Source organism: Bacillus sp. NEAU-242-2, assembly GCF_027853835.1.
Lineage (GTDB): Bacteria > Bacillota > Bacilli > Bacillales > Bacillaceae > Bacillus > Bacillus velezensis.
On record NZ_JAPNNY010000004.1, the window covers coordinates 61,908 to 79,966 of the forward strand.

Genomic DNA, 18,059 nt, shown 5'->3' on the forward strand with positions numbered 1-18,059 from the left:
CTGTGTTTATGGAATGGCTGAAAAAAATAAGCGGGTTTGCGGGCCAAACCTTTGGCTTGTGGGTTATCGTCTTTGCCGGTTTGGGATTCGCCTGCCCTGATTTGTTTACTTGGATCAGTTCTTATATGACGATTTTCCTTGGTATTATTATGTTTGGGATGGGGCTTACTCTTCAAGCAGACGATTTTAAAGAATTAATCAGAAAGCCTTGGCTTGTCGTGATCGGGGTCGCTGCCCAGTTTACGATTATGCCGCTTACGGCTTTCTGTTTATCAATCGGGCTCCGCCTCCCCGCAGAAATCGCCGCGGGCGTCATTCTGGTCGGATGCTGTCCGGGCGGTACGGCATCAAATGTCATGACGTTTTTGGCGAAAGGCAATACGGCACTTTCTGTTGCGGTCACCACGATCTCAACATTGCTTGCTCCTATTGTAACGCCGGCACTTATTATGCTGTTTGCGAAAGAGTGGCTTCCCGTTTCTTTCGGTTCACTGTTTGTTTCCATTATGCAAGCCGTGCTTTTGCCGATCGTCCTCGGGGTGATTGTGAAGCTGTTCTTCAAAAAACAGGTCGGACAAGCCGTGCACGCGCTTCCTCTCGTATCGGTAATCGGCATCGTAGCGATTGTATCCTCTGTCGTCAGTGTAAATCGTGAGCATCTGCTTCAATCCGGACTGCTGATTGTGTCTGTCGTCATCTTACATAACGGAATCGGATATTTGTTAGGATTCCTGACTGCAAAGCTGTTCAGAATGGATTATGCTTCACAAAAAGCGATTGCGATAGAAGTCGGGATGCAAAACTCCGGACTGGGCGCAGCGCTTGCGACAGCGCATTTCTCCCCTTTGTCAGCCGTGCCGAGCGCAATTTTCAGCATATGGCACAATCTGTCGGGGTCTGTTCTTGCCACCTACTGGTCTAAGAAAAAAGAGAAAAACAGCGCCGAAGAAGAAACGGCAAAGATTCCGTTTTCATAACTGAACAAGGATAGGCTGCTGCAGCTCCTATCCTTGTTTATTCTGCAGATCACGAAACAGGCGCAAAAGCGCTTTTTTTACATCCCCCTGAAATAAACCTCCATGATAACAAATCAATTGGCGGATATCGTAATCGAGCAGCCGCTGCACAGAACGGACCGCATCATCCATATGTAACGTATAGCCAGGATTAGCAAGGTTCAGCTTTCCGTCTTCAATGACGACCGCATCACCTGTGATCATTGTTTTTTCGGCAGGCAGATAAAGACTGATATGGCCGGGTGTATGACCCGGCGTGGCTACAACGCGAATGCCTCCGCACCAAGGCAGCAGCTCACCGTCAGTAACTGTCCGGTGAACTGGAGCCGATTCGACTGATTGAAGCGAGCGGATGAACTGTTTTGCATAAGGCTTTGCATCCTCTGGCAATGAACTAAACGTTGATTCAGCCTGCTCAAGCCGTAAAGATTTTTTAGAGCCGTCAATATACGGCGCTTCACGCTCATGTACTGTCACGCTGATATCCGGGTGCAAACGGTGTAATGCAGCGAGTGAGCCGATATGATCTATATCGTGATGCGTTACAATGATTTTTGTCAATGAATGAAGCGACATTCCATGCCGGGCAGCAGCATGTTGAAGATGGTTTGTAAAACCGGGATATCCGCAGTCTATTAATATCGTGTCATGTTCGTCTTGCAGAAGAACCGGAGTGATTGAATGCAATTCTTCATTATATTCAAATTCGATCTCAAGCGGATAACAGCTTTTCATATAAATTCTCCCCTTCGCTCAATAAAAAAAGTACACTGCTTGTAAGGGCAGTGTACTTTTTGTCTGTCTCAAATTATCCTTCCAGCAGCAGCTGTTCCGGATCTTCAAGCAGGTTTTTAATGGTGACAAGGAACCCGACCGCTTCTTTACCATCTACAATTCTGTGATCATATGATAAAGCGATGTACATCATCGGACGGTTTTCAGAGCGCTCCGCATCAATTGCTACTGGGCGCAGCTGAATTTTGTGCATACCTAAGATCCCAACCTGAGGGCTGTTTAGGATCGGTGTTGACATAAGCGATCCGAATGTACCTCCGTTTGTGATCGTGAAGGAGCCTCCTTGCAGCTCACCTAATGTTAATTTATTGTTTCGCGCTTTCTTCGCAAGTTCGCCGATCTCTCTTTCAATGCCGGCAAACGTCAGGCGGTCAGCGTCACGCACGACTGGGACGACAAGCCCTTCTTCAGCCGCGACAGCGATACCGATGTCATAGAATTTTTTCACGATCAGCTCATCGCCTTGAATTTCAGCGTTAAGGAGCGGGAATTTTTTCAAAGCAGCCACGACGGCTTTTGTAAAGAACGACATGAAACCGAGTTTTACATCGTTTTGCTCAAGGAATTGGTCTTTACGGCGTTTTCTTAGATTCATAACAGCCGTCATATCAACTTCGTTAAATGTTGTCAGCATCGCAGAAGTCTGCTGCACTTCAACCAATCGTTTCGCGATCGTCTGTCTGCGGCGGGACATTTTTTGCACTTCAACAGGTTTGTCAAAGCTTTGCTGTGTTTTTTGAGCCTGCTGTTTCGGCTGTGCCGCAGGTTTTGAAGCCGGTTTTTCATAAGCTTCCACATCTTGTTTGCGCACGCGGCCAAGCGGGTCCCCCGTCGGAATTTGTGATAGATCAATTCCTTTTTCCCTTGCCAGCTTGCGTGCAGCCGGAGACGCTACCGTTTTGGATTTCGCTTCTGATTGTGCTTCCTGGCTGACTTCTTGTGCAGCAGGTTCAGCTTTTGCTTCCTCTTTCGTTTGTTCATTGGCTGGAGCACTTTCTGAAGGGGCGGGTGCAGAACTTTCGCCAGCGCCTTCTGTAATGGTACCGATAATTTCTCCTACTTGGACGGTATCACCCGAATCTTTCAATACCTCTTTTAGAACACCCGATTCTTCTGCTGTCAATTCAACATTTACTTTGTCCGTCTCCAGTTCAAGCAAGTACTCACCCTGTTCTACATAATCACCGGGCTGCTTTAACCATTGGGCTATCGTTCCTTCTGAGATTGATTCTGCTAATTCAGGTACCTTAATTTCCGCCATTTTTACATTTCCCCCTTAGTTTTTGCGAGTCAAGCTATCAGATACAATGCGTTCCTGTTCTTTTTTGTGGACTGTCGGATCTCCTTCTGCGGGACTGGATCGTCTTCTTCGGCCGATGTATTGGACATTTACTCCTTTTGGCGCAATTTCCGTCAGATACGGGCTGATATAACTCCATGCCCCCATGTTCTGCGGCTCTTCCTGAACCCAAACGATCTCTTGCAGGTTCGGCAGTTTGGCGAAAAGCTCCTTCGTATCTTTTGCCGGGAACGGATACAGCTGTTCGATTCTGGCAATATGAAGCCAATCCTTATCGCCTTCCATTTTGTTGAAGTGATCGCTGATATCAATTGACACTTTTCCGCTTGATAATACGACGCGAGTCACTTTTTCGTAAGCATGGGAAAGACCGGACTGCTCATAGACAGGCTTGAATCGGCTTTCGCTCAGTTCCTGCACTTCAGATACCGTATTCGGGTTGCGCAGCAGGCTCTTCGGCGTCATGATCACAAGCGGGCGGATTTCCTCACGAAGCAGCATTTTCGCTTGTCTTCTTAAAATGTGGAAATACTGAGCCGCACTTGTCAGGTTGGCCACTGTCCAGTTGTTTTCCGCCGCCAGCTGCAGGAACCGCTCGACGCGGCCGCTGGAGTGTTCAGGGCCCTGCCCTTCGTAACCGTGAGGCAGCAGCATGACCAGCCCTGATTTTTGTCCCCATTTTGCCCGTCCTGCAGATATGAATTGATCAAAATAGACTTGAGCCGCATTGGCAAAGTCTCCGTACTGCGCCTCCCACAACACAAGCGTTTCAGGCGAATACACGTTGTATCCATATTCAAAGCCGAGAACCGATCCTTCAGAGAGCGGGCTGTTATGCACCGTAAATGAAGAAGCGCAGTCGTCTAAGTGATGGAGAGCAACAAATTCTTCTCCTGTTTCGCTGTCATGCAGCACAAGGTTTCTTTGAGCGAACGTTCCGCGCTCTGAATCCTGCCCGGTCAGCCGGATCGGCGTGCCGTCTTTCAAAATGGAAGCAAACGCAAGCGATTCAGCCAATGACCATTCAACTTTACGGTCATCATCAAACGCTTTTGCACGTCTTTCCAGGATTCTTTTCAGCTTGCCGAACACGTTAAAGGATTCCGGCCAGTTGATAAGTTCGCCGTTCAGCTTGCGGAGAACATCAAAATCAATGGCTGTGTCAACGTCTGGAAAACCGTTGGACACCGGTTCCGGCAATTCAATTTCCCGTACGGCGTCTTCTTTTTTGGCGGGCACCTTTTTATAGGCGTCTTCAATTCGTTTTGTCACTGCCATTTCGATGTTTTGCGCTTTTTCCTCGCTGATCAGTCCTTCACTTACGAGTTTTTCCGCAAAGATCCGCTTGACAGTCGGGTGTTTTCTGACGGCATCATACAGCATCGGCTGTGTCGTTGACGGCTCATCCATTTCATTGTGGCCGTATCGTCTGTACCCGATCAAATCGATTAAGAAATCTTTATTGAACCGCTTCCGGTATTCAACCGCAAATTTAACGGCTGACAGGCATGCTTCCGGATCATCCGCGTTGACGTGAACGATCGGAATTTCATAGCCCTTCGCCAAATCACTGGCATATTTCGTTGATCGTGATTCATCGCTTTCAGTGGTAAAGCCGATCATATTATTGGCGATGATATGAATGGCCCCGCCGACCTGATAGCCTTTCAGAGAGCTTAAGTTCAGCGTCTCGGCGACAATGCCTTCTCCCGGGAACGCTGCGTCACCGTGAATTAAAATGGCGAGCGATTTTGTTTCATCTTGAACCGGGTACCCCTTTTGCGTTCTTGTTTCCTGTGCCGCCCGCGTGCTTCCTTCAACAATCGGATTGATGAATTCCAAGTGGCTCGGGTTATTTGCAAGCGTAATCCGCGCGCTTTTGGTTTCAGCATCCTGAAGCTGTCTGTCTGCACCGAGGTGATATTTTACATCGCCCGTCCAGCCGTAGCTGATGCCGGTCGATCCTTCAGATGGCACAAGGTCTTTATTCGGTGCGTGCTGGAATTCTGAGAAAATAATTTCATACGGTTTGCCGAGCACATGCGCAAGCACATTTAAACGGCCTCTGTGCGCCATCCCGATATTGACATTGGTTGTGCCCGCTTTCACAGACTGGGCGATAATGTCGTCAAGAACCGGCACAAGCGCGTCTAATCCCTCAATTGAGAAACGCTTCTGACCGACGAATGTCCGGTGTAAAAATTGTTCAAATCCTTCTACTTCCGTCAGTCTTTCTAAAACGGCTGACAGTTTTTCCGGTGAATTTTTCCGGAACAGTTCTCCGGATTCGACCATTTTTGTAATCCATGCGCGCTCTTCGAAATCATGCACATGGTCAAACTCGAAAGAGATGGTTCTTTTATAGGTATTGCGTAAATGCTGGATGGCTTCTAAGCCGTTTGTTATATTGGCAGGTGCGTCTTTACAGATGACAGACGCGGGTATTGCTTTCATTTCTTCTTCTGTAAGCCCGTACTCGGATAACGGAAAGAGCTCGCTCTTTTTCGGATCCTTTCTGAGCGGATTGACGGAAGCGTTCAGATGGCCATAGGTTCGAATATCTTCTGCAAGTTTAACTGCTGCTGCGATCTTTTGAATCAGATCTGCGGTGACGCGTCCCTGTTCCTTTGTTTCCGATGCCTCTTTTATTTGGCTTGGCGGAGCGCCGAGTTCGTCAAACATGTCTTTCAGATCCGGATCAATGCTGTCTGGATCTTCAGCATATTGGTCGTACAGCTCCAGTGCGTAGCCGAGGTTCGGTCCGTAAAAATCTTCCCAATTCATTCTTTGTTTCATATTATTTTGAAACATTTGAATATTACCCCCAACCTAGATAATCAAGTGATCAATTCACTATCTTGAAATAACTTTTGAACACTGTGCCCAAAATTATGTAATAAAAACGCTTCCAAGGATATTTTACCACTGATTGCGTTTGGATTCTACCTTGATTGTTCACAAAATAGTAAAAAAAACAGATCAATACCGAAAAAATTAAATCATTTTAAAATAAAAAGCGAAAAAGCATAGGAAAAAGCCTATCCTATGCTTTTATGAAGCAGTTTTTTCAAGAGCGGATACAGCACATCGGGCAGCTGATCGACATCGGGAACAAAAATACTGTACTTTCCGTACATATCCTGAATGGTTTTCATCTGGGATTCTTCTATCGCAGTATTGGACAGAAAAACATTTATGACTTCTATCCCTTTTTTTCTCGCTTCGATGACAGCCTCGCTCGTATCGACGATGCCGTTTTGTTCGTATCCGAATGCTGCCGGCTCTCCGTCTGAAAACACGATTAAAAATTTTTGCGCCTCACTCCGCCGCATCAGCTGTTTCGTCATTTGTCTGATGGCGTATCCGTCTCTGTTATCTTCTTCAGGCGCAAGCTGCATGATTAGCGGACCCGCAGCCTGCAGCAGCGACTCTTCAAACGGAATGACGGTATTGAAGAAATTCGGCTGGCTCGTTTCGGTTGCTTCGTTTGTATCCTCCCAAAATCCGACGATTTGGTGAGGGACGGACACTGATTTCAAGGCTTCATGAAAAAGAACGATCCCTCTTTTTGTTTCATCCATTTTGTCAAACATGCTGGCCGAACAATCGACAAGCAATGTAAAAACGGCGTCAATGTCTGAAGACGGGTCCTGCTTTTTATAGAAAAGGCGCGGGTTCCGTTCCGTAAAATAGCGGATCAGTTTGCGATTCAGCCGGCCTGCGTGAAGGTCGGTCCGCGGGAGTGTTTTTTTGTGCTCAAGTGTTTTTTGTATCATCTGCTTCAGGCGTTTTTGATATGATTCTATCGTTTTTGCCTGTTCTTTATAAGACTGCTCCTCTTCAGGAGACGCTTTATGAGGCGTTTGATAAACCGGGAAGGCAAATTTGTTTTCTTTTCCGTCAGCCAGCCCGGCGCCCTCATGTTCATCCTGAATGGATTCAAGCGCTTCCAGTTTGGAGTAATCCTCTCTTTTCGTCTGACGTGCGGAACCTTGAACGGAGCCGAGCGCCTGGTCACCGTCATCGCCTTCTCTGGCCGCGTCTTTCCCAAGATCTGATTTCGCGCCGTGCTCAATATCAAATTGAAGGAAGCTTTTTGACGGCGCTTCGGTTTCCCGGTGCCACGTATTCATTTTCTCTTCAAGGATCTCTTCATCTCCGTCGGAAGACTCAGGGAGCGTGAGATCGTCACTTAATGAAGGCGCTTTTTTTACGCTTTCGAATAAAGGCTCTTCAGCAGCTTTTTCGTAATCAAGTTCCGGCAGAAAAAAGTATGTGTTCAGCATATCTTTCTCAAGCACTTCATCAAGGCCTTCCATGAGGTCTTCCGTTATTGTTGCGATTTGTTCAGTAGAATCCGCCTCATACACCCGGATGAGCTGACGTTCAATATACGGTATCATCATATCAATATTTTCATGCATGGAAGGAATGCCTTCAAGCGGAGACTCAGCCGTCAGCTTGACAAACATCGCGCAATACAAAGCGTCGGTGAAAATGCTCCGTTCTAAATTCAGTGTCAGCTGCGTCGTGAAATATTTCCTGTACATCTCTCTCCGCTTCTGAAAAACACGTTTCGTTCCCGGCCGTTCTTTTTTGATCAGCTCTTCAATTCTGATATCCTCAAGCAGCATAAACAGCTGCTTGGCAAAGCTTTGGCGGGTGAAGTGCCGGTGAACGTCATTTAAAAACCCCGCAAATACCCGAAATGAGCTGCTGCGTGTCCCGACAGCGCGCAAATAGACATCGCTTTTCAGGCCGGCTTCCATATCCCCGGCTGATCGGTCTTGCCAAAAGTGGCTCATGTAAATTTTCTTTTCAAAGGGATTGTAGTAAGACTGCACGCCGTATTCCACTTCAACTTCACTGCTTCTGGTCAGTGTTTTGGCAAGATCAGTCAGCATCATGAACAAAAACGAATCAATCGTGCTGTCGTTAAATTTGATAAACTTCATTGTATATCCCTCATTCGAACAGCGTTTCTGCAATATTTCTGACAGCGGCTTTTTCCCTGTCATCGTCAAGTTTTTCCACGATGCCTCTTTCAATCGCCCGTTTCGGCGGGATGTACGCAGCCAAGTCGCACGTATCAATGAGAGCCCTGATGGATGCCGCTTCTTCTGACACTTGTCCGTTATGCGCTTGTGCGATTAAATCAGAAGACAGCGTCATAAAGCGCTCAATTAATTTCTCATCTTTTAAGACAGACTGAGAGGTCAGCACCTGTTTCAGGAGGCTTCCTTTAATATACGGAACATCAATGATTACAAAACGGTTTTTAAGGGCTTCGTTCAGCGGAACGGTGCCGACGTAGCCTTCATTAATCGCGGCGATAACACCGAATCCTTCGCTTGCCTTAATCACTTCTCCTGTAAAGGGATTTGTCATCATTTTTCTGTAATCAAGCACGCCGTTTAGAATCGGAAGGGTTTCAGGCTTTGCCATATTGATTTCGTCAATGTATAAAAAATGTCCCTCGTTCATTGCGGTTGTTACAGGTCCGGGAACGAATTCAATTGTCGCCTGCCCCTGTTCATTTTCAATCGTTTTATAGCCGACAAGCGCTTCTGCATCGAGGTCTACGGAGCAGTTGACGCTGTGCATCGGTTTATGAAAATAGTTCGAAAGCGTTTCCGCCAATTTTGTTTTCCCCGAACCCGTCGGTCCTTTTAATAAGATATTTTTTCCCATTGTCAAAGCGATGACGGCATCGAATACAATCGCTTTATCTTCGGCCTCATAGCCTGATGATCCGATTAAATCCCGGAATTCTTGGGAAACGGGATGATTTTGATAAGCCTGCAGTTTGTTTTGTATATCTTCCGGAAGTGATAGGTGCTGTAATTCTGAAGTCATAGGTGATGTTTCCTTTCCATTTGTATTCCATAACCGAGTATACTAAAAAAGCCCTTGTATACTCAATACAAAAGGGCTCATTCCCTGCGGGCGCTTTTTGTCAGGGGAGCGCAGGCGATTCTGGCTCCGGAATTTCCGCTCGGGTTTGTTAAATAATCGTCCGTATGTTCATGAATGACGAACGCGCTTCCGTCCCGGTCGAGCAGGCTGAGTCTGCTCCCTTCTTTTAATGAAGTTTGCGGCGCGTTCATAATGACATCCACTTTACCGTCAGCCCCCACTTCAAGATTGGGGAGATCCCCGGCGTGATGACCCATCGGATTGTTGAAGCCGTGTTCTTTGTTCAAAGGGTTGAACGGACCGCCGGCTGATTCGAAATCAGGTGCCTGACATGTCCCTTTTTCATAAATATGAAATCCGAGAGAAGCGCCGGGCGGCAGATGTCCCGCTGATATATGAATGTCTGACCCTTCATCATCAGATTCCCTCACTTCGATATATCCGATCGTTTTTCCGTTTTGATTGATGAGTCCGGCATGCTCACGGTATGCAGATGCTTCCAATGCGCGGCTTTCCCCATGTTTTTTGGGCGGAACAGGAGCGGGTCTCCCCCCGCAGCCGCAAAGCGTAATTGATGCGAGCATGAGAAAAAGCAAGAGACGATTCATGCTTCCTCCCCCTTATTTTTTTACCCATCAGTCTTGTCAAAACGTGAAAATGGTAAACAAAAAAAAGCCCCGAAAGGCTTTTTTTAAAAATAACTGCGCGCTCCTAAATAAGCTTTTTTCCAATATGGATTGCTTAAGTTTGAAATTTCAACCCCGGAGGAGCTTGCGTGAATAAAGTCTCCTCCGCCTAAATACATTCCCATATGAGAAGGGCCCGCTTTATATGTCGTAAAGAAGACAAAGTCGCCTGCTGACGGCTGGCTGATATGTTTCATCGTATTCCAATATCCGGCCGTGCTCAGACGGGAAACAGAGCTTACCTTATTTAAAAGGTAATAGATGTAACCGCTGCAATCGAAGCCCGCAGGCGTATTGCCTCCCCAGCGGTAAGGTACGCCGACATGTTTTTTCGCCTCGCCTATCATTCTGTCAATCTTTGACCCTGTCACCGGAGGTTCGGGAGTATTTGGCTTGTTTGGCTTTTCCGGTTTGTTATCCGGCTGACGCACAGGATCTTCTGTTTTTCCCGTTCCGTTAATCACCAGAACCTGTCCGATTTGAAGAACATCAGTTGTCAGTTTATTTTTGTCTCTGATGAGCTGAGCGGTGATACCGAACCGATTAGCAATTTTCCAGAGGGAATCGCCTGCTTTTACTTTGTAAGTGGATGGCTTCTCAGAAGGATTTGAATGAGATGGCGGTGTTGTGCCGCTGTTTCCGTTATGTGAAGAACCTTTGATCTTTAATACTTGATTCGGATACAGCATGTCTGATGTTAATTGATTCAGCTTTTTCAGTTCGGCGATGGTGATGCCGGTTTGATTGGCGATTTTCCACAGCGAGTCACCCGGCTTCACAGTGTAAGTCCCTGATGCGCCTTTATCAGGCTTTGTCTGTCTGCCGCCTCCGTCCGTGCCGCCGGCAGACCCTTTAATTTTCAGTTTTTGGCCCGGATAGATGACATCTGAACTCAAACGGTTCAGGCTTCTCAGTTCAGAAACGCTCATTCGGTATTTTTTTGCGATCACCCATAATGAGTCTCCGTATGTAACTGTGTAGGCACCCGTGCTTGGTTTTCCCTTTTGCCCCGTTTTATGTGTGCCGCTGCCGTCGGGAATGTGCAGCCGCTGTCCTGGGTGGAGTATCGTTGATTTCAGTTTATTTTCCGCCTGCAGAGCTGAAATACTTGTATGATATTTCCGGGAAAGCTTCCAAAGAGAGTCGCCGCTTTTTACTTGAATGGTTTTTGCTTCAGCGGGATGCACGGCGAAGGTTGAAGTCATTACTGCAGATACAGCCAGTCCGGCTGCGATTTTTTTCTTCATATAACGAAAAACCTCCTATTTATCATTGCTGAAAGGGACGTCCCTTTTCTTTGGACGCCGCCTGTTATGCAGGATTCATTCAGAAGTCGACATTAATTCCGATTCATTTGGTCTTAGATCATCACCAATGCCACACATTTTACATAAATTGAGAACATTTCACAAAAGACTTTGGAATCATTTTCATAACATGGCTTTTTTCCGCGACATTCCACCTTTCTTGTCTGTTTTTCATACAATTCTCTTTACGGCGTGGAAAATCCTCCCGAAAAACAATCAAAAAAAGCCCGCTTCCTTTAAAGGAAGCGGGTGACGGCTGATTACAGAACCCGGGTCTCGGCAGTTTTCACGTCTTCTGCTATCAATTCCGCTGCACGCTGTGCTCCGCCGGCCGCTTTCAGGGATTCTCCGATTTCAGAAGCTTTTGTCTGATATTCAGGATTTTCGCTCAATTCTTTTATTGCTTCAGTGAGCAGCTCCGCTGTTACATCTTCTTTTTTAAACATCTTGCCCGCGCCCGTGTTTTCCACTTGGCTTCCGACGGCGAACTGATCTGCGCCCATCGGAATGACGATCATCGGAGTTTTGTAGTAAAGCCCTTCGCTCGTACTGTTCATTCCGCCGTGAGTGATAAATAAGTCCGCTCTCTTCAGGATCTCAAGCTGCGGAACATAAGGCTTTACAATGACATTCTCAGGAATTTCATCAAGCTCCGCCGGATCAAGATGTTTGCCGATTGACATGACGGCTTTTCCGTTAAAGTTTCTGACCGCTTTTAAGCATTTATTAAACAATTCCTTCTGATTGTTAAAAATCGTGCCCATTGAAATAAACAGGACTTTTTCTCCTTCAAGCTGGTCAAACGGGAAATCCTGAGCCGCCGGCCTTTCAGTTATGGACGGACCGACAAAGAGATAAGAATCGCCAAACTCTTCTTCTTTCGGCTGAAACGCTCTTGAAGTAAATACGATGGTTTTTCTGCCGTCATTTGAGAAAATATCATACGGCGTTTTAATGTCTGCGCTGAATTCTTCATTGAGCCGGCTGACCGCTTCGGTATAAGCCGGATAATGAGATGATTCCTCTGATACAAGGTTTGTATTTGAAAACACTTCTTTAATAAATGCTTCATTCATTGCAAATGTCGTGCAAAGTGAATATGCCGGCAGTTTCAGCTTATTTCTCACAAGCCTTCCTGCCAGAAAATGATGATCATACAGGATGTAGTCGTAGGACTCATCTTTTACTTCCTCAAGAATACGGAGTGCGGCTTTTTCGGAAGTCTCAATCATTAATAGCAAAAACTCGGTAGCGTCCCGCTGTTCATCACCAGTTGCGTTTTTTCCGAATTCATCTTTTCGGAAATCTTCATATTCACGGAATTCCGCTCCGCTTGACGCGATTTTGTTCTCATATTCCTTCACGCCGTAATATACGACATGTTCCCCTTTTGCCTTCAGTTCTTTTACGACGCCTAAAGACGGATTGATATGGCCTTCTCCCGGAAAGCCGATCATCAATACATTTGCCATCTTTCCACTCCCTATTCTTTTAAATTTTATGTATATTTAAACGATAACATCAATACAGAAAAAGGTAAAGATGTTCACCTTATTAATATTAAATGGGTACAATATTCCCATTTTCTTATTATTTCGTATGAAGCGCCCGCGGCGAAACAAGCGGATACAGTCCGCCGTCTTTAGCAAAGGACATTTTCCCCGTTTCTTCTGAAACAACGAGCACGAGTGCATCAGTCACGGCCGAAAGTCCCATCGCGGCCCTGTGGCGCGTCCCGTATTTGAGATTGACATGTTTTGTTGTGAGCGGAAGCACATTGGCTGCTGATACAACCCGGTTTTCTCTGACCAATACGGCTCCGTCATGAAGCGGATTGCCGGGATAAAAAATACTCTCAATTAAAGCTGAACTGATCTCGGCATGCAGGCTGGTCCCTTTTTGTATCATTCCGTCCAGCGGATCTGCACGTTCAATCACAATCAGCGCTCCGTGCTTTTCTTCCGCCAGATGCTGCACGGCCCTCGCCAGCTCTGTATAGGAAGGCGTAAAATGTTCGATATATGACTGCAGGTAAAACGACGAAGCGACAGCCTGCATTTCCTGAAACGTATGTCCCAGTTCATCTAATTCGCAAAGAAGGCATTGGTCTTTTTCATCCAATGTCCGCAGTATCATTCCGGCATCCTCCGTAATTTGTTTCAAATACGTTTGAACGGCAGCGGTAAACGCGCTTTCCGTCATTTGAGTGTGGCGCATGTCACATCATCTCCTTTCCCTTATTTTCTGCATCGCGCGCATGGATATGCGCCGCTGTGTACACCATAATCATGAAAGGAGGCGCACATCATATGGAATTCGCACGGCTGATGCAATATATCTGCACCTTTTTAGGGGTCATTTCACTTTCATTCATTTATGCCAAGATGTTTAAAAAGCCGAAACCGGACAAAAAAGAGTAGGCCGGCTTTCATTGCTTTTTATACATAAAATGTTATAATTTCTCTCGTTAAAATAAAGAAACGGGGAACCTAAATTGAGAGAAACGAACACGATCGGCCAAAAGGTCAGACAGCTGTTACATATCTTCATTCCGATTTTAATCACGCAGGCGGGCCTTTCCCTGATCACCTTTTTGGATACGGTGATGTCAGGGAAAGTGAGCGCCGCCGATTTAGCCGGTGTTGCAATCGGTTCAAGCCTGTGGACGCCGGTGTATACGGGCCTTGCAGGAATATTAATGGCCGTTACGCCCGTTGTTTCGCAGCTGTTTGGAGCCGGCAGACGAAAGGAAGTGCCGTTTTCCGTCATCCAGGCCGTTTATGTAGCGGCCATTCTCAGTGCGGCGGTTATCCTGATCGGCTTTTTCACCGTTGATATGATCTTGGGACATTTGGGCCTGGAACCTCGTGTCCGGACGATCGCCAAACACTTTTTAGGCTTTTTATCCCTCGGTATTTTTCCTTTGTTTGTGTACGCCGTTTTGCGCTCGTTTATTGACGCACTCGGCAAAACGCGAGTCACGATGCTTATTACGCTTTGCTCATTGCCTATTAATTTTGTTTTAAATTATGTATTTATTTTCGGGAAATTCAACATGCCGGCATTGGGCGGAGTCGGTGCGGGGCTCGCTTCCGCCCTGACTTACTGGTGTATTTGCGCCATCAGCTTTTTTATCGTCTTCAGATTTGAGCCGTTTGCCGGGTACTCTGTTTTTCGGAAACTGTACCGTTTTTCTCCGTCTGAATGCAGAAAACTTTTGAAAATCGGTTTGCCTATCGGTTTTGCGGTATTTTTTGAAACGAGCATTTTTGCGGCTGTCACACTTCTAATGAGCCATTTCCGGACGGTGACAATTGCAGCCCACCAGGCGGCAATGAATTTTGCTTCCCTCTTGTATATGCTGCCGCTCAGCGTATCTATGGCCATGACGATTTTAGTCGGCTTTGAAGCAGGGGCAAAGCGCTACAGGGATGCCCGGTCATACAGCTATATCGGCAATGTGATGGCCCTTTGTTTTTCTTTATGCACGGCGGCTTTCATTTTACTGTTCAGGCCGCAAATCGCCGGAATGTATACATCAGATCCGGAGGTGCTCATGTTGACGCAGCACTTTTTAATCTATGCGCTGTTTTTCCAGCTTTCTGATGCCGTAGCAGCTCCGATACAAGGCGCCCTGAGAGGATATAAGGATGTCAACTATACACTCGGTGCGGCTTTTGTTTCGTATTGGATTATCGGGCTTCCGCTCGGTTACGCAGTCGGCACTTACACGAGCCTCGGGGCATACGGCTACTGGATCGGGTTAATTGCAGGACTTGCCGCAGGAGCTGTCGGTTTATTCTTCAGACTGATGAAGCTGCAAAAGCGTTATGTGAAAAAAATGATGATTTTATAAAGGAGGAGCAGCTATGCCAAAACATAAACTGCTGTACGATTATTTAACCGAACGGGCGGAGGACATCAGTCAGACATGGTTTGATACCCTTCATGATACGGATCCTGATTCTGTTTATGCTTCTACTGACCCGGCTGTTCTCACAAATTTGAAAAAACAAAATCTGGCGTTTAATTATCAACTCAATCGGATTTTTTCTGAAGAGAAGGAAGTATATACAGCGGCATTGGAAAAGTGGGCGTTTGAAGCCGCACGGGATAAAGAACATTTAAAAACTCCCATCCATTACATCATTCGCGAGTTTATCAGAGTTCGTGATTTGTATGTCGGCCATGTAAAGCAGTTTACCAGACTTCATTCAGACACCGTGACAGAAGAAGATGCCGAAGATATATTCCATACGCTGATTAAATCGTTTGATGTGGTCATTCATATTTTCATAGAGGAAATGTATAAAAACACAAACATTCAGCTTGAAGCGCAAAAAGAATTGATTACCGAGCTGAGCTCGCCGGTCATTGTGCTTTTTGACAATGTCGGACTGCTGCCTCTGATCGGGGATATTGACACGGCAAGAGCCAAAATGATTTTGGAGAATACGCTGCACCAGTGTTCAGAGAAGCGCATCACGCAGCTGTACATTGATTTATCAGGCGTAGCCATGGTTGATACGATGGTTGCCCAACAGCTTTTCACCTTAATTGAATCACTCGGAATGCTCGGCGTGAAAGCGACATTATCCGGAATCCGCCCTGAAATCGCCCAAACCGCGGTACAGCTCGGACTGAGTTTTTCAAATTTATCAATACGGTCTTCGCTTGCGGAAGCGATCGCTTCCGATCTGACACAAAAAAAGGGATAAGGCATTTCAGCCTTATCCCTTTTTTTATCAGTCTTTCCACGGATATGTCCAATACACTTCTTCTTCAAACCATGTCTGAAGAACCGGCTCGTTATTTTTAATTTTTTCTTCCAGCTCTCTCAGCATGCCTTCCGTTTGGGTGCGGTGCGCTTTTAAGGCATTCATTTTAATATCGGCAACCTCTTTAATATCAAGAATGACATCAGGCTTGCCGACGGCTTCCTCCCTGTTGCGGGTGATTGCCATGCAAAGCGTGCGCGGGCGGTCCTCTTTTTTCTTTCTGTAAAGCGCTCTGATGACCGCTTCGCCGCATGCATCATGATCCGGATGGACGCCGTGCTCCGGATAGAATGTGACAATCAGACTCGGTTTTACATCGTCGATAATCTCTTCCATCATATCCGCGAGCCACTCGTCATCTTCAAATTCAAGTGTTTTATCACGAAGCCCGAGCATTCTCAGGTCAGTAATGTCCATTGCTTTACATGCGTCAATCAGCTCTTGCTTTCTTAACAGCGGCAGTGTTTCACGGTTCGCGAAAAAGGGATCTCCCATGTTCCGGCCCATTTCGCCAAGCGTTGCGCATGCATACGTAACGGGAATATTTTTTTGTCTGTGTAAAGCAATCAGTCCTGCCACTCCGTATGATTCATCATCAGGGTGAGGCAGGATGACGAGTACATGTTCTTTCATGATTTTCACCCTTTTCTTTAAACTGTAAACGGCTTTTCGCTGATTTGAAGCGAAATCGCCAATTTTCCGCCCGGCAGATGCCCCGCCATTAACAAACGGTCTTCTTCATCTACTGTATACTCAGTCAAACCTTCTGCGTAAATCCAGCCCTCTTCTGTTTTCAAACCGACGCGGTACGGGCCGTTTCCTTTGATTTTCGCCTGATGGTACGTCACTTTTGCATTGCGTATATAGGCTACAACCGTCATGTTTTTCTCATTCAGATGCGCTGAATAAGAACCGGTCGTTGTTTCCAAATGGATATATACAGGACGATCGGCATATCGCTCTAAAGAAGTTTGCACATCTTCTTTTATGATCGCTTTCATAGCTGCTCCCCTCTTTCTTCTTTTAAAAATTGCAAACGCTTCGTATGTAGTTCAACCAATTCATATTTCTCAATCGGCCGCAGCCGGGAATCTACAATTCGCTGCACCGCCAGAGCAAACTTTTCCTCGGGTGACTTCCGGAGCCTCGGATGTGTTCTTTGATCAAGCAGTTCAAGATCAATCGCCTTCTCCGCTTCTTCAAGGGTTGAAGCCGGGAGAGTGCGGTTATTCCACAGTGCCTGATAGGCTTTTGCTATGTCTTTATCAGTGCCCATTGTACAGCTCCTTTACATACTCGTAATGATTATACATAATTTAAGCTATCGCTGGAAAGCGAAAGGCTTAGCGGCTTTTTATCGGCCGCTTCCATTTTATCTGTGAAAAGGTAAACAAAAGCAATGCTGCCCATATACAAATGAAGGTAAACGCTTTTTGCCCGGAAAACGGTTCATGATACACAAACACGCCGAGCATAAGGGTAATGGTCGGCGCTATATATTGCAAAATGCCGACTTGATACAGCGGCAGACGCTTTGCCCCCTCTGCAAACAATAACAGCGGCAGGGCCGTAAATACGCCTGCGAAAAATAGGAGCGCCCATGTTCCTGCCCCCAAGGAGCCAAAAGTGCTCCCGTCAGCTGTAAATCCTAAATAAATAAGTGCAGCCGGGGTAATCAAAAGCGTCTCCAGCGTCAGCCCGATCGTGCTGGACATGCGGGTTCTTTTTTTACATAAGCCGTACAGGCCGAAGCTGAATGCAAGCAGCAATGCGATATAAGGAACCGCGCCATATTGAAACGCAGATATGAGCACGGCCGCCCCGGCAATAGAAACGGCTGCTGTTTGCATCTTGTTAAGCTTTTCTTTTAAGAATAGGATGCCCAAAAGAACGGAAACGAGCGGATTAATGTAGTACCCGAGACTTGCTTCAAGCAAAAAGCCGTGATTGACGGCCCATATGTACACAAACCAATTAACGGAAATTAAAACGGAAGCGAAAAAAAGCGCCAGCAGGCCCCCTTCCGATTTCAAAAGACGCAGTTCACGCCATCCGGTTTTCCACTTCTTAAGCACAGTTAAAAGCACACACATGAAAACAAATGACCATAAAATCCGGTGAGCTAAAATGTCCAATGCGGGTATTTGTTCAAGAAGTTTCCAATAGACCGGAAACAGCCCCCACATGGCGAAAGAACAAGCGGTATAAATGATTCCTTTTCTTACGTTATTCCCTTGCACGGCCTTCCCCTTCCTTTCTGT

General features: G+C 46.4%; 16 protein-coding genes. 3 read left to right on the forward strand and 13 right to left on the reverse strand.

Annotated features, from left to right (window positions below; all coding sequences use genetic code 11):
* Positions 1-8: 8 nt before the first annotated feature.
* Positions 9-977, forward strand: a complete 969-nt coding sequence (locus OWN49_RS13500; protein ID WP_176283373.1) for a bile acid:sodium symporter family transporter — start codon at positions 9-11, stop codon at positions 975-977.
* A 27-nt stretch (positions 978-1,004) separates the two neighbouring features.
* On the opposite strand, the gene OWN49_RS13505 is transcribed toward OWN49_RS13500, so the two are convergent.
* The 9 genes from OWN49_RS13505 to cdaS form a co-directional block, all read right to left on the reverse strand.
* Complete coding sequence (locus OWN49_RS13505) at positions 1,005-1,751, reverse strand: MBL fold metallo-hydrolase (protein WP_172614753.1); 747 nt, start codon at positions 1,749-1,751, stop codon at positions 1,005-1,007.
* A gap of 73 nt (positions 1,752-1,824) precedes the next feature.
* Positions 1,825-3,072 (reverse strand): 2-oxoglutarate dehydrogenase complex dihydrolipoyllysine-residue succinyltransferase, encoded by a 1,248-nt coding sequence (odhB, locus tag OWN49_RS13510; RefSeq protein WP_077722457.1) that lies wholly within the window; start codon positions 3,070-3,072, stop codon positions 1,825-1,827.
* 15 nt (positions 3,073-3,087) lie between these two features.
* Entirely contained in the window at positions 3,088-5,922 is a 2,835-nt protein-coding gene (sucA, locus tag OWN49_RS13515) for a 2-oxoglutarate dehydrogenase E1 component (RefSeq protein ID WP_015388115.1), read from the reverse strand.
* A gap of 227 nt (positions 5,923-6,149) precedes the next feature.
* Positions 6,150-8,066 carry a vWA domain-containing protein gene (locus OWN49_RS13520; RefSeq protein WP_077722458.1) on the reverse strand — a complete coding sequence of 639 codons (1,917 nt, stop codon included), beginning with the start codon at positions 8,064-8,066 and terminating at the stop codon, positions 6,150-6,152.
* Between the two features lie 10 nt (positions 8,067-8,076).
* Complete coding sequence (locus OWN49_RS13525) at positions 8,077-8,967, reverse strand: AAA family ATPase (RefSeq protein WP_003153758.1); 891 nt, start codon at positions 8,965-8,967, stop codon at positions 8,077-8,079.
* Positions 8,968-9,044: 77 nt separating this feature from the next.
* Positions 9,045-9,635: a superoxide dismutase family protein gene (locus OWN49_RS13530; protein WP_057080768.1), complete on the reverse strand. Its 591-nt coding sequence runs from the start codon at positions 9,633-9,635 to the stop codon at positions 9,045-9,047.
* 83 nt (positions 9,636-9,718) lie between these two features.
* On the reverse strand, positions 9,719-10,960 hold the full coding sequence (locus OWN49_RS13535) for a C40 family peptidase (RefSeq protein ID WP_077722459.1): 1,242 nt from the start codon (positions 10,958-10,960) through the stop codon (positions 9,719-9,721).
* 320 nt (positions 10,961-11,280) lie between these two features.
* Positions 11,281-12,492: a macrolide family glycosyltransferase gene (locus tag OWN49_RS13540; RefSeq protein ID WP_077722460.1), complete on the reverse strand. Its 1,212-nt coding sequence runs from the start codon at positions 12,490-12,492 to the stop codon at positions 11,281-11,283.
* Positions 12,493-12,610: 118 nt separating this feature from the next.
* A complete protein-coding gene (cdaS, locus tag OWN49_RS13545; protein WP_176283374.1) occupies positions 12,611-13,237 on the reverse strand; it encodes a sporulation-specific diadenylate cyclase CdaS in 627 nt (208 codons plus the stop codon).
* Between the two features lie 277 nt (positions 13,238-13,514).
* Here cdaS and OWN49_RS13550 point away from each other — a divergent pair, with 277 nt between their 5' ends.
* Complete coding sequence (locus OWN49_RS13550; protein WP_077722461.1) at positions 13,515-14,876, forward strand: MATE family efflux transporter; 1,362 nt, start codon at positions 13,515-13,517, stop codon at positions 14,874-14,876.
* Between the two features lie 13 nt (positions 14,877-14,889).
* Positions 14,890-15,738: an STAS domain-containing protein gene (locus OWN49_RS13555; RefSeq protein ID WP_070081972.1), complete on the forward strand. Its 849-nt coding sequence runs from the start codon at positions 14,890-14,892 to the stop codon at positions 15,736-15,738.
* 27 nt (positions 15,739-15,765) lie between these two features.
* On the opposite strand, the gene bshB2 is transcribed toward OWN49_RS13555, so the two are convergent.
* The 4 genes from bshB2 to rarD form a co-directional block, all read right to left on the reverse strand.
* Complete coding sequence (bshB2, locus tag OWN49_RS13560) at positions 15,766-16,431, reverse strand: bacillithiol biosynthesis deacetylase BshB2 (RefSeq protein WP_070081973.1); 666 nt, start codon at positions 16,429-16,431, stop codon at positions 15,766-15,768.
* 17 nt (positions 16,432-16,448) lie between these two features.
* The gene (locus tag OWN49_RS13565) at positions 16,449-16,799 is read right to left on the reverse strand and encodes a YojF family protein (RefSeq protein ID WP_003153743.1); all 351 of its coding nucleotides are present in this window, start codon (positions 16,797-16,799) and stop codon (positions 16,449-16,451) included.
* Positions 16,796-17,074 carry a hypothetical protein gene (locus OWN49_RS13570; protein ID WP_003153742.1) on the reverse strand — a complete coding sequence of 93 codons (279 nt, stop codon included), beginning with the start codon at positions 17,072-17,074 and terminating at the stop codon, positions 16,796-16,798. Before OWN49_RS13570 ends, OWN49_RS13565 begins: the two co-directional genes overlap by 4 nt.
* Positions 17,075-17,141: 67 nt before the next feature.
* Complete coding sequence (rarD, locus tag OWN49_RS13575) at positions 17,142-18,038, reverse strand: EamA family transporter RarD (RefSeq protein WP_077722462.1); 897 nt, start codon at positions 18,036-18,038, stop codon at positions 17,142-17,144.
* Positions 18,039-18,059 lie beyond the last annotated feature (21 nt).

Bases quoted from the DNA above. Each gene is read 5' to 3' on its own strand.
- odhB (WP_077722457.1), bottom strand. From the start codon at position 3,072: ATGGCGGAAATTAAGGTACCTGAATTAGCAGAATCAATCTCAGAAGGA.
- OWN49_RS13570 (WP_003153742.1), bottom strand. From the start codon at position 17,074: ATGGGCACTGATAAAGACATAGCAAAAGCCTATCAGGCACTGTGGAAT.
- OWN49_RS13500 (WP_176283373.1), top strand. From the start codon at position 9: ATGGAATGGCTGAAAAAAATAAGCGGGTTTGCGGGCCAAACCTTTGGC.
- cdaS (WP_176283374.1), bottom strand. From the start codon at position 13,237: ATGCGCCACACTCAAATGACGGAAAGCGCGTTTACCGCTGCCGTTCAA.
- OWN49_RS13525 (WP_003153758.1), bottom strand. From the start codon at position 8,967: ATGACTTCAGAATTACAGCACCTATCACTTCCGGAAGATATACAAAAC.
- OWN49_RS13520 (WP_077722458.1), bottom strand. From the start codon at position 8,066: ATGAAGTTTATCAAATTTAACGACAGCACGATTGATTCGTTTTTGTTC.
- bshB2 (WP_070081973.1), bottom strand. From the start codon at position 16,431: ATGAAAGAACATGTACTCGTCATCCTGCCTCACCCTGATGATGAATCA.
- OWN49_RS13535 (WP_077722459.1), bottom strand. From the start codon at position 10,960: ATGAAGAAAAAAATCGCAGCCGGACTGGCTGTATCTGCAGTAATGACT.
- OWN49_RS13555 (WP_070081972.1), top strand. From the start codon at position 14,890: ATGCCAAAACATAAACTGCTGTACGATTATTTAACCGAACGGGCGGAG.
- OWN49_RS13565 (WP_003153743.1), bottom strand. From the start codon at position 16,799: ATGAAAGCGATCATAAAAGAAGATGTGCAAACTTCTTTAGAGCGATAT.
- sucA (WP_015388115.1), bottom strand. From the start codon at position 5,922: ATGTTTCAAAATAATATGAAACAAAGAATGAATTGGGAAGATTTTTAC.
- OWN49_RS13540 (WP_077722460.1), bottom strand. From the start codon at position 12,492: ATGGCAAATGTATTGATGATCGGCTTTCCGGGAGAAGGCCATATCAAT.
- OWN49_RS13505 (WP_172614753.1), bottom strand. From the start codon at position 1,751: ATGAAAAGCTGTTATCCGCTTGAGATCGAATTTGAATATAATGAAGAA.
- OWN49_RS13530 (WP_057080768.1), bottom strand. From the start codon at position 9,635: ATGAATCGTCTCTTGCTTTTTCTCATGCTCGCATCAATTACGCTTTGC.